The organism is Bradyrhizobium sp., from assembly GCF_035570375.1.
Lineage (GTDB): Bacteria > Pseudomonadota > Alphaproteobacteria > Rhizobiales > Xanthobacteraceae > Bradyrhizobium.
In genome coordinates, this window is sequence record NZ_DATMLW010000125.1 from 24,587 (window position 1) to 34,941 (window position 10,355).

Consider the following 10,355-nt stretch of genomic DNA (forward strand, 5'->3'; position numbering starts at 1 on the left):
AGTACCGTCAGAAAGTGGCCACCAGTCTATGTCGGTTTTTTAAGGTGGGGCACCACAAATCTGAGGTGGGAGGACCACCTGCCGCAAAACGCAATTTCGTGCCGGTCCTCCGCCTCCCCCTTTTCGGCTTATGTCGCAGAGAATTCATCCACTGAAACGACGTGACGCCTGCGATCGTCGCCTTTCGCGCTATACTTTTGCCAAAGGGGCATCCATCGAAGCAGGGACGGCGAAGCAGAATGCGCGCGATTCTGGCGACCTTGTTTTTGTGCAGTGCATTCGGGCTGATCCCTGCCCGGGCCGAACCTTCCAGCGAGACGATCGCGCGCGGCAAATCGCTGACGGAAGCCGCCGACTGCAGCAGCTGCCACACCACGGACCCTGCAAAACCCTTTGCCGGCGGCAGGCGGCTCGATACCCCGTTCGGGGCCATCTACTCGGCAAACCTCACTCCGGATCGCGATACCGGGCTGGGTGCCTGGAGCGATGAGGAATTCTATCGTGCGGTTCATCTTGGCGTCGGCCGCAACGGCACCCGTTACTACCCCGCGTTCCCCTACCCTCATTTCACGAAACTGACAAAGCCAGACGTGCTGGCGATCCGCGCCTATCTCGCCACGCTGCCGCCTGTGAAGAACACGCCACCCTCGCCGCAATTGCGCTGGCCGCTGAACTACCGCGTGCTGATGCGCGGCTGGAACCTGATGTTCTTCCGGCCGGGCGTTTTCGAACCGGACCAGAGCAAGAGCACGGAATGGAATCGCGGCGCCTATCTGGTCGAAGCCGCCGCCCATTGCGGCGCGTGCCACACGCCGAAGAATCTTGCCGGTGCCGAAAAGCGCAGCGAGCGGTTTGGCGGCAGTTTTGTCGACGGCTGGTTTGCGCCGAGGCTCGATGCCGCAGAGAGAAGCGGGCTGAAATCGTGGAGCGTGGACGACATCGTCGAATATCTGCAGAGCGGCCGCAACGGCAAAAGCCATGCCGGGGGTCCGATGGCCGAGGTGGTGCTCAACTCGACCTCGAAAATGAGCGACGCCGACGTTCGCGCGATGGCTGTGTATTTGAAGGATATCGCGCCAGGTGCGCCTGAAGGTGCCGTATCGACGCCGGCGCAGACGCAGATGGCGAACGGCGAAAAGTTATACAGGGGCGCGTGCATCGCCTGCCACGAGGCGGACGGCAGCGGCGCGCCGCGCATCTATCCGCCACTGCCGGGGAGCGCGAACCTGCAGTCGGCGGATGCCTCCAGCGCGATCCGGATCATCCTCGACGGCGCCGAGACGATCACCACGCCGCGCGCGCCCAACAAGGGATCGATGCCGGCTTACGCCAAAAAAATGTCGGACCGGGAGATCGCCGACGTCACCACCTATATCCGCAACGCCTGGGGCAATTCCGCCTCCGCCGTGACCGCGGACGAGGTGGCGAGGGCGCGGCGGTAAGCCATCGCAGTCATGTTGGGGGCCGTGCATCGTCAGAGAAACGGCGCATGCACGACGCCGCGAGCATCGATGCGATGATAAGTTCCAGCCATGCAAGAGGAAGAGCGATCAAAGGCGTGCTGATGCGAGCCAGCCCCATATTGAGCATCGCGATCCAGAACAGAACAAAAAACAGCAGCCAGCACTCGATTTCATGGACCCCGGATCAGCAGCGCACCACGCCGGAAGTGCAGCGCGCTGCGCAGCATTCGGGGCACGCGACCCGACTAGCGGCGATCCTCGTTGAACACGAATTTCGGCATCTCCCATTTGTAGCGAATGGCCAAAAGGCGAAACGACAGGCCGAGCACGAAAGTCAGCGCGGTCCACACCTCGTCATTGAGCTTCAACCCGAAAGCGGTCGCGTAAAACAGGCCGGTGACAACGGAAACGCTGGCGTACAGTTCAGAGCGAAACAACAGCGGCACGTCGTTACAAAGGATGTCGCGCAGCACGCCGCCGGCGCAGCCGGTGATCATGCCCGAAACGATCACGATCGGCAGCGACTGGTTCATCTGCCAGGCGACGTCGCAGCCGGCCATGGTGAACACCACGAGCCCGATCGCATCGAGGACGAGAACGCAAGATTGAGGCGATGCACGATGCGGGCGATCAGAACCGTGGCAAACGCCGCACCCGCCGTGAGCGCCAGATAGAACGGGTTTTCGACCCACGGCAGCGGATAATGCCCGAGCACGACATCGCGGATCGTGCCGCCGCCCAGCGCGGTGACGCAACCGAGCATGCAGACGCCGACCCAGTCCATGCTGCGCCGTCCCGCGGCCAGGGCCGCCGTCATCGCCTGCGCCGTGAGAGCCACGAGCGACAGTACGTGCAACGCGGTAACGGTTGGCGGCAGAGCCCACATCTTGCCCTCGTGGTCGGAGTTTCGACGTTCGCTTTCGGGTTCCATCCGGAACAGACGCGCTTGCCAAAAGTGGAGCCGGTTCCCGGAACTGACCCAAGGCACAAGCCGTTGTCCGGAGCGTTCGAGGAGGAACATATCATGGCAATACGCAATCCGAACGACCCTCGCGAGCCCTATCGCGACGACGATGCCTATCGCGCCAACGATCCCTATCGTCCGATCGACCCGACGCGACCGGAGCTTGCGGATGACGGCTTGCTTCGCGCGTCCCGTCTCGACGCTGAACTGCAGCCCGACCCCGAACTCGCCGAGGGCACCGCCAACGGCGCCAAGATCGCGATCGCGGCGGTCGCCATCGCCGTGCTTCTGGGCGCGGTCTTCTACGGCTTGAACAGCTCGACGATGCATCAGAACGGCACGTCAACGACCGCGCAGACATCCGCGCCGGCTTCGCCTAAAGCGAGTCCGGGGGGAAACCCGGCGGGCACAACGACGGGCTCTGCACCTTCGCAGACCTCGCCACCACCGGCTCCGCCCGCTCCTGCAAGTAAGTAAGCTCGTCGCGCAGCGAACGACGTGATGAGTGCACCGCGGACAGACCCCTGTCCGCGGTGCAGTTACGGGCCCGTCAGCCAAACATCTTGTTCAGCTCACCGGCCGGATGGCCCTTGGCCATTTCCGAAAATGTGCCGTGCTCGGCGATCTCGCGTGCCGCGCGCAGGAAGCCGGCCCAGGCGGTGCGCGCCAGCGAACCGCCGACGCTGATCCGGCGCACGCCAAGCTCGGCAGCTTGCGCCACCGACAAGCCCGACGGGCCGATCAGAAGATTGACCGGCTTCGGCGCCACGGCCTTTACCACCGCGGCGATCTCTTCCTTTGTCTTGATGCCGGGCGCATAGAGGCAATCGGCGCCCGCGTCCGAATAGGCCGACAGACGATCGATCACCAGGTTCAGATCGTTTTGGCCGACCAGAAACGCCTCGCAGCGGCCGGTCAGCAACACGCCGCTTTTGTCGGCGTCGATCGCAGCGCGCGCGGCCTTGATGCGGGCGATGGCGTGGGCGCGATCATAAAGCGGCTTTGCGGCTTCACCCGTGGAATCCTCGATAGACAGACCGGCAACGCCGGTCTTGACGCCGCGGGCGACGTTGGCAGCGACCTTTTCCGCCTCATGGGCAAAGCCGCCCTCGAAATCGGCGTTGACCGGCAGATCGACCGCAGCGCACAGTGCCGCCAGATGCGTGCAGACGTCGTCGACGGTGACCTGGTTATCGGCCTTTCCGATCGTCCACGCGAATCCCGCGCTGGTCGAGGCCAGCGCCTTGAAGCCCAATTGCTGCAACGCCTTGGCGGAACCGACGTCATACGGGTTGGGGATCACGAAGCATCCCGCCTCGTGGAGTTTGCGGAACGTTGCGCGCTTGTCGGCCACTGTGATCGGCATGATCTCCTCCCTTTTTGGAAAACGTCTGCTCGCACAAGCCTAAGCTTGCAAGCGAAGGCATGAAAGGTGCGCGGGACGCATGCTAGATCACGATGCGATTAAGTGGAATCGCATCATGATCTCATCTCTTTGTTTGAGCATGATCTTTTCGGAAAACCGGCCTCCACTTTTCCGGATCATGCTCTACGCCGTCACCTGGCGCAGGAACGTCCTCTCCTCCGCGAGAATGAACTTTTTTTCCTCGGCAAAGCCAAAGGCGGCCATCGCCTCCTTCTCGCTGCGAAGCCGCGTGCGATAAATTTCGTAAGCAGCGATATTTTCGAAGGAAATCAGCGCGAACGCGATGTTGTTGGTGCCTTCGTGCGGCATCCAGTAACCGACGAGATCGCCGCCGCATTTCGGGATGATGGCAAGCCAGCGGCGCGCATATTCCTCGAAGTCTGCGCGTTTGAACGGATCGAGCTGATAACGAATGAAGACGGTGACGGACATTGGGAACTCCTTCTCTGTTTTCTGCCATCCTAGCCCTTGATCAACGTCGATGCTTCGTCTATCATCGAACTATGAAAGCAGGACCCGATATCGCCATGGTCGCCTCGCTGGTCGGCGACCCCGCCCGCGCCAACATGCTCACCGCGCTGATGACCGGCCGCGCGCTGACCGCGACCGAACTCGCCCACCAGGCCGGCATCACGCCGCAGACGGCGAGCGCCCATCTCGGAAAGCTCGAGACCGGCGGCCTGATCGAGCAGGAAAAGCAGGGCCGGCACCGCTACTATCGCCTCGCCGACCCCGATGTCGCCGGCGTGCTCGAAGGCCTGGCGGGGCTCGCCGCGCGTGCCGGCCACATGCGTGTGCGCACCGGGCCGAAGGATCCGGCGCTTCGCCGGGCGCGCGTCTGCTACGACCATCTGGCCGGCGATCTCGGCGTGCAGATGTTCGACAGCCTGAAGCGGCAGAAACTGGTGCGCCAGCAGAAGCAGGACATCGAACTGACCGCCGAGGGGCGGCGTTTCATGGCCAAGGCGCTGCAGATCGACGAGGAGATGCTCGCGCATCCACGCCGCCCGGTCTGCAAGGCATGCCTTGACTGGAGCGAGCGGCGGCATCACCTCGCCGGCACGCTCGGCGCCGCGCTGATGAGCCGCTTCACCGAACTGAAATGGGCCGCGCGCGATTCGACGCCCGGCAGCCGGGTCGTGAATTTCAGCCACCTCGGCGAAAAGCGATTTGCGGCGCTGTTCGGGGAGGCCAGGTAGTTCCACTCGGTGGCACTATTTCACTTGAAGTTTCGTCATGCCCGGGTTCATCCCGGGCATCCACCTCTTCCTTTACAGCGGTTGCAAAGACGTTGATGGCCGGTCAAGCGCGGCCATGACGTGCGCGGAAGATGAACCCTCGCGAACGTGGATGCCCGGGATTACCCCGGGCATGATGGGAACCTGCATGAGGATGCACCACCGCAAGAGTTGCCAATGCGGCCGGGCTTGACGCGGCCGCCCCTTCCTTTATCTCCCGCCAGAGCTGTGAGATGCATTTGCGTTCGGAGAGTTGGATGAATCGTCTTTTCCTCGCGGCCCTGTTCGCCACGCTGCTCGCCCTGCCGCTCTTGCCCGGTCGTGCCGCAGAAATGCGCGAGCCCTACGGCATCGGCCTTGAAGGCTATCCCTATCCCTACCCCGTCAACATGCTGCCGCTGGTCAATGACGGCGAAGAGCTTCGCATGGCCTATATGGACGTGGCACCTGCGCAAGGAAACGGCCGCGTGGTGGTGCTGCTGCATGGACGCAATTTTCCGGCGAGCTATTGGGCTGCCGTCATCAAGACGCTGACGGAAGCAGGCTATCGCACGATCGTTCCGGACCAGATCGGTTTCGGCAAATCCTCAAAGCCTGCCGGCGAACTGCATTTCGACACGCTGGCGCGCAACACCATGGCGCTGCTCGATCATCTCGGTATAGCGAAAGCCGATATCGTCGCGCATTCGCTCGGCGGAATGCTGGCGGTGCGGATCGCGCGCGCCTATCCGGACCGGATCAACCGTCTCGTGCTCGCCGCTCCGATCGGGCTTGAGGATTACCGAATGTATGTGCCGCCGATTCCGACCGAAAGAATCCTCGAGAACGAGGACAAGCTCACCGCCGAAGGCTACCGCAAGCAGCTCGAAACCAATTATTCGCCGAAAATCCCGCCGGACCAGATCACGCCGTTCATCGATGCGCGCTTCAACATCAAGGGCGCGGCCGACTATCAACGCTGGCTGCGCGCCTTTGTCAGTTCGGCGCAAATGATCTACCGCGAACCGGTGGTGCACGAGATTCCGCTCGTTTCCGCGCCGACCCTGTTCATCATGGGCGCGGACGATCACAACGCGCCCGGCAAGCCGAATGCGCCGGAAGCGCTGCGGCCCAAAATGGGCCAGAATGCCGATCTCGCCAGGGCGCTTGCAGCGAAAATGCCCAACGGCCGCGCCGAGGTGATCGAGAATGCCGGACATCTGGTGTTCCTCGATGCGCCCGCCAAATTCAACGAATTGATGCTCGCGTTTTTGGGGAAATAGTCATGAGCGCCTTGTTCATGACGCATTCATGAATTTGCCAATAGGTTGTTGAGGCAAGTGCAGATGCTCATTACTCTGGCAACTGCGTTAATTCATTTCAGGCCGCGTCGCGGCTCAACGAAGGGAGAAGACATGAGATATCTTTTCGCGGCAGCGCTGGTTGCCGGCACGGTTGCAGGTTTTGGCAGCGCCTATGCCGAAGGCGGCTGCGGCCCAGGCTTTCACCGTAATCCCTACGGCGAGTGCCGACCCAACCGGCCCGTCGTCGTGGCGCCCGGTGCGGTCGTGGTAGCGCCGCCAGCCGTTGTTGTTGAGCCCGTCCGTCGCGTCTGCCCGGTCGGCTTCGTCTGGGCCTATGGACGCTGCCGTCCGATTTGAGCGCGGATAGATTACGAACTAAAAAACCCCGCCTGAGGCGGGGTTTTTTTCTGTGAGGGTTTTTCAAGACTAAACAGCCGGATCACCAATGACGATGATGCCAGTGCCGGTGGTGCCAGTGGTGGTGACGCCATCCCCAATGCCGGTGGTGCCAGTGGTGGCGATGCCATCCCCAATGTCGGTGATGACCCCAGTGATGGTGCCCGTGATGGCCCCAGCGCACCTCTACGGGCTTGATGCGATCGATTTCATCCTGTGAGACCACGGCTGGTTCCGCGCCTGCGGGCGATGTCTGCATGAGTTGTTGCGCCGAAATCGGCGCCAGGGGGGCCGCTTGTGCGCTTCCCGCGAGCGCCACAGCGCCGGCGATCAATCCAACGGTGAGACCCAAAAAGTATCGGCGCTCCATGACGTCCTTCCTTTCTCGAATTGTTTTCTCGAAGTGATGCTGGAAGAAGTCTTGCAGCCTGAAGATGAATGTTCGCTGAATCGGGCGTTCAGCTTACCTCATTCTAAGTCGTCCCCGCGAACGCGGGGACCCATACGCCGTGAAGAACGAAGTGAAAAAGATCGGCATGCAGCCGTGATATCACGCTAGCGCTGGTGGTTATGGGTCCCTGCGTTCGCAGGGACGACGATGGTTGGACCGCCAAACCCGAATTATCTCACGAGATGACCGTCGCGTTTGACTCGTGCGGGGCTTGCGAGCGTGCTCGCGCTTTCATACGATCCAGATGTTGCTCCAAGCGTTCAGAGGCGGTGCAATGAGACGGCGAGATTTTCTGGCTGGTCTGTTGTTTGCAGCCGCGATGCAGCCGGCACGCGCACAACAGGGGGAAGCGGCGCGTCGGATCGCTATTTTGTCGCCCGGCGGCTCCGAGCTTCACGATCCAACCTTCACCACGATCAATGCCTTCCTGCGAGGACTGCAGGAACTTGGGTACAAGGAGGGACAGAACCTCACGGTAGAGCGCGAATATGCCAACGGGAGTTCCGATCGGCTGGCGGAGTTGGCTTCCGAATTGGTCAGACGCAAGCCCGAGATGGTTGTTGCGCTGAGTACGACGGCGGCACTCCCGCTCAAGCGGGCGACCAGCACAATCCCCATCGTCGCCGTCGGTATGGCCGACCCGGTTGCCGACGAGCTGGTGGCGAGCCTTGCGCGACCGGGCGGGAATGTGACCGGGACAACCTTTCTTGGCCCGGAGCTTGTCGCCAAGCGTCTACAGATGCTGCGCGAGGTCGTCCCTGGTCTCACCCGTGTGGCAGCCCTCTGGCATCCCGGTGCATACAGCGAACGTACAATGGCAGGCATACGGAACGAGGTCGAACTTGCGGCCCGCACCTTGGGACTGCAGCTTCAGCTCGTGCCCGCCGCCAGCCCCGACGATTCGCTGGCGCCTTCGCCGCGATCGTCCAAGAGCGTACCGAGGCTCTCATTGTCATGCCGAGCCCGATGCTGTTCGGCGAATACAAGCGCATCGCGGGTATTGCCACCGACAGCAGATTGCCGGCAATGGGAGCAGCCAGGGAATTCGCAGAATTCGGGGGGTTGATGTCGTACGGGGCGAACCTGCCCGATCTTGCCCGACAGACCGCCACGCATGCGGATAAAATCCTCAAAGGGGCAAAGCCGGCGGAGCTGCCCGTAGAGCAGCCGGTCAAATTCGAACTGGTGATCAACCTGAAAACGGCGAGAGAGTTGGGGCTGACGATTGGCCGCGCGTTTCTGCTGGTTGCCGACGACGTGATCGAATGAGCATGCTGTTTTCTGCGCCCGCAAGTCCGTTGCGGGCGGATGGCCTCATCAATCCGCCCCGAACTCCTGCGCCAGCACAAAAGTGTCGCGCGTGCGCCTGATATCGGGCCAGTCGCGGTTGAAATCGGCAGTCAAGCGCTTGAGGTCCTCGCCCTTCATCGCGCGCTCGAGCGAGGCCTCGCCATCGAATTGATAGGTCGCCTGATGCACGGCGGGATCGGTGAGGCTCCAGAACCGCCACGCCTTCTTTACCCGCCACGATTTCACCGCATCCGGCAGATGCTCGTTCTCGTACCACTTGTCGAAAGCAGCACGTTTTGAGGGATCGGTAACGGTGGCGCGGACAACGAAGAAGGTGGCGGGCATGTTCGCTCCTCGAGGGGCGGTTTCCGGACGTAACCAAAAAAGCCAATCATGAGCCAACCCTGTTTTAGGTGCAAACGATACGTACGCACCGGCAAGGTCAGGCCGTGTACCCATAGGCTTGGTGGCGTGAGGTAACGATTGCCATGTCTGCTTTGCTTACAAAGCGGCCCAGGTCATGCGGCGGCACAATATGTCGCGATGCGCCAAAAGGCGACATCGCCGGTCTCATTCGATGACATCATCGGCTTGTGCAACGAGCGTTGGCGAAATCGTCAAGCCGAGGGATTTCGCTGTCTTTAGATTGATCACGAATTCGAACTTTGTGGATTGAACGACCGGCAGATCTGCCGGTCTTGCTCCTTTCAGTATCCGCCCGGTGTAGACGCCGACCTGATGATACGAATCCGTGATACGTGTTCCGTAACTCATCAGACCACCGATCGCTGCGCATTCTCGAAACTGGTAAATCGCAGGCACCGCATGACCCGCCGCCAGCGCGACGAGTTGATTGCGTCGGCTGAATAAAAACGGATCAGAGGCTATCAAGATCGCGCCAGCGCGCTGCTCGATGACCGTTGCGAAGGCCGCGTCGAAATCACTTTCACTGCTGGCCTTTAAGATATGCAACTGCAGCCCAAGCGTGCGCGCAGCATCCTGCACCTCCCTTATTTGGGCTTCAGCATCCGGATAATTTGGATTCACCAGAACGGCGATCGTGGTCGCGCTGGGAACCAGTTCGTGCAGCAGCCCGACCCGTTTTGCTTCCAAGCCGGCCGTGAGCTGGTGGATGCCCGTAACGTTTCCTCCCGGACGGTTGATGCTGGCGACGAGACCGATTTTCACGGGATCGCTATCCGAAATAAAGACGATTGGAATCGTCGCGGTCGCCGCCTTGGCTGCGAGTGCTGAAACCGTGCCGCCGCCTGTGGCGATCACCGAGACCCGCCGATTGACGAGGTCAGCTGCCAACGCCGGCAATCGATCGTACTGACCCTCAGCAAGGCGGTACTCAATCGCCACATTTTGTCCTTCGATATAGCCCGGTTCGCTAAGCCCCCGCTTGAACGCGGCCAGCAAATGCGCAATCGGCGCCGCCGCTGCACTGTTGAGGCACCCAATCACTGGCATCTCGGGTTGCTGCGCGCGCGCTAAAATGGGCCAAGTCGTCGCACCGCCGAGAAGTGCGATAAAGTTACGTCGCCACATTGCTTCGCCCCTAACGCTGGAGCCAATCTAACACAGCAACAACGTCAATCCTCCGAGACGAAATCGCGCATTCGGCGCGGTTTTACTCGAGGACGGGTCGATGCCTGTTCCGGGTCATTTGCGACCCGACCGACCGGCGTTGCCGAGCATCGGATGTCCGCTTCTCTCCAAAAGATGGGGTAATCGGCCCGGCCCAGCTTGTGGATAGCTGAAGATTTTGGGTGCTGCGCTTCAGGCTGATGGTGAAACGAGGTCCGTGGTGACGGCCTCAAGCATCAGAAGGAGAAGCGCAG

General features: G+C 61.5%; 11 protein-coding genes and 2 pseudogenes. 8 read left to right on the forward strand and 5 right to left on the reverse strand.

Translation table 11 applies throughout. From position 1 onward, the window contains the following. Window positions 1-239 precede the first annotated feature (239 nt). On the forward strand, window positions 240-1,442 hold the full coding sequence (locus VNX23_RS13175; protein WP_325630638.1) for a c-type cytochrome: 1,203 nt from the start codon (window positions 240-242) through the stop codon (window positions 1,440-1,442). A 266-nt stretch (window positions 1,443-1,708) separates the two neighbouring features. Here the strand turns inward: VNX23_RS13175 and VNX23_RS13180 are convergent. Further along, a pseudogene (locus tag VNX23_RS13180) lies at window positions 1,709-2,349 on the reverse strand (trimeric intracellular cation channel family protein). A gap of 138 nt (window positions 2,350-2,487) precedes the next feature. On the opposite strand from VNX23_RS13180, the gene VNX23_RS13185 reads away from it, so the two are divergent. Further along, a complete protein-coding gene (locus VNX23_RS13185; protein WP_325630640.1) occupies window positions 2,488-2,904 on the forward strand; it encodes a hypothetical protein in 417 nt (138 codons plus the stop codon). A gap of 73 nt (window positions 2,905-2,977) precedes the next feature. On the opposite strand, the gene VNX23_RS13190 is transcribed toward VNX23_RS13185, so the two are convergent. Next, complete coding sequence (locus VNX23_RS13190; protein WP_325630642.1) at window positions 2,978-3,793, reverse strand: isocitrate lyase/phosphoenolpyruvate mutase family protein; 816 nt, start codon at window positions 3,791-3,793, stop codon at window positions 2,978-2,980. A 183-nt stretch (window positions 3,794-3,976) separates the two neighbouring features. Further along, window positions 3,977-4,285 (reverse strand): NIPSNAP family protein, encoded by a 309-nt coding sequence (locus VNX23_RS13195; RefSeq protein ID WP_325630644.1) that lies wholly within the window; start codon window positions 4,283-4,285, stop codon window positions 3,977-3,979. 71 nt (window positions 4,286-4,356) lie between these two features. On the opposite strand from VNX23_RS13195, the gene VNX23_RS13200 reads away from it, so the two are divergent. From VNX23_RS13200 to VNX23_RS31040, 6 genes and pseudogenes are all read left to right on the forward strand, one after another. Beyond that, window positions 4,357-5,052 carry a winged helix-turn-helix domain-containing protein gene (locus tag VNX23_RS13200; RefSeq protein WP_325630646.1) on the forward strand — a complete coding sequence of 232 codons (696 nt, stop codon included), beginning with the start codon at window positions 4,357-4,359 and terminating at the stop codon, window positions 5,050-5,052. Between the two features lie 296 nt (window positions 5,053-5,348). After that, window positions 5,349-6,353, forward strand: coding sequence for an alpha/beta hydrolase (locus tag VNX23_RS13205; RefSeq protein WP_325630648.1), 1,005 nt, complete (start codon window positions 5,349-5,351; stop codon window positions 6,351-6,353). Between the two features lie 132 nt (window positions 6,354-6,485). Further along, window positions 6,486-6,731, forward strand: a complete 246-nt coding sequence (locus VNX23_RS13210; RefSeq protein WP_325630650.1) for a GCG_CRPN prefix-to-repeats domain-containing protein — start codon at window positions 6,486-6,488, stop codon at window positions 6,729-6,731. A gap of 88 nt (window positions 6,732-6,819) precedes the next feature. After that, complete coding sequence (locus tag VNX23_RS13215; RefSeq protein ID WP_325630652.1) at window positions 6,820-6,990, forward strand: hypothetical protein; 171 nt, start codon at window positions 6,820-6,822, stop codon at window positions 6,988-6,990. 550 nt (window positions 6,991-7,540) lie between these two features. Further along, window positions 7,541-8,077: pseudogene (locus VNX23_RS31035) on the forward strand (ABC transporter substrate-binding protein); the annotation flags it as partial. Between the two features lie 65 nt (window positions 8,078-8,142). Beyond that, the gene (locus VNX23_RS31040; protein WP_414642989.1) at window positions 8,143-8,490 is read left to right on the forward strand and encodes an ABC transporter substrate binding protein; all 348 of its coding nucleotides are present in this window, start codon (window positions 8,143-8,145) and stop codon (window positions 8,488-8,490) included. A 48-nt stretch (window positions 8,491-8,538) separates the two neighbouring features. Here VNX23_RS31040 and VNX23_RS13225 read toward each other — a convergent pair whose 3' ends face one another. Next, window positions 8,539-8,856: a hypothetical protein gene (locus VNX23_RS13225; protein WP_325630655.1), complete on the reverse strand. Its 318-nt coding sequence runs from the start codon at window positions 8,854-8,856 to the stop codon at window positions 8,539-8,541. Between the two features lie 225 nt (window positions 8,857-9,081). Further along, window positions 9,082-10,062 carry an ABC transporter substrate-binding protein gene (locus tag VNX23_RS13230; protein WP_325630656.1) on the reverse strand — a complete coding sequence of 327 codons (981 nt, stop codon included), beginning with the start codon at window positions 10,060-10,062 and terminating at the stop codon, window positions 9,082-9,084. Window positions 10,063-10,355: the final 293 nt, after the last annotated feature.

Coding starts and splice junctions, on each gene's coding strand:
- VNX23_RS13175 (WP_325630638.1), top strand. CDS start 240: ATGCGCGCGATTCTGGCGACCTTGTTTTTGTGCAGTGCATTCGGGCTG.
- VNX23_RS13185 (WP_325630640.1), top strand. CDS start 2,488: ATGGCAATACGCAATCCGAACGACCCTCGCGAGCCCTATCGCGACGAC.
- VNX23_RS13190 (WP_325630642.1), bottom strand. CDS start 3,793: ATGCCGATCACAGTGGCCGACAAGCGCGCAACGTTCCGCAAACTCCAC.
- VNX23_RS13195 (WP_325630644.1), bottom strand. CDS start 4,285: ATGTCCGTCACCGTCTTCATTCGTTATCAGCTCGATCCGTTCAAACGC.
- VNX23_RS13200 (WP_325630646.1), top strand. CDS start 4,357: ATGAAAGCAGGACCCGATATCGCCATGGTCGCCTCGCTGGTCGGCGAC.
- VNX23_RS13205 (WP_325630648.1), top strand. CDS start 5,349: ATGAATCGTCTTTTCCTCGCGGCCCTGTTCGCCACGCTGCTCGCCCTG.
- VNX23_RS13210 (WP_325630650.1), top strand. CDS start 6,486: ATGAGATATCTTTTCGCGGCAGCGCTGGTTGCCGGCACGGTTGCAGGT.
- VNX23_RS13215 (WP_325630652.1), top strand. CDS start 6,820: ATGACGATGATGCCAGTGCCGGTGGTGCCAGTGGTGGTGACGCCATCC.
- VNX23_RS13225 (WP_325630655.1), bottom strand. CDS start 8,856: ATGCCCGCCACCTTCTTCGTTGTCCGCGCCACCGTTACCGATCCCTCA.
- VNX23_RS13230 (WP_325630656.1), bottom strand. CDS start 10,062: ATGTGGCGACGTAACTTTATCGCACTTCTCGGCGGTGCGACGACTTGG.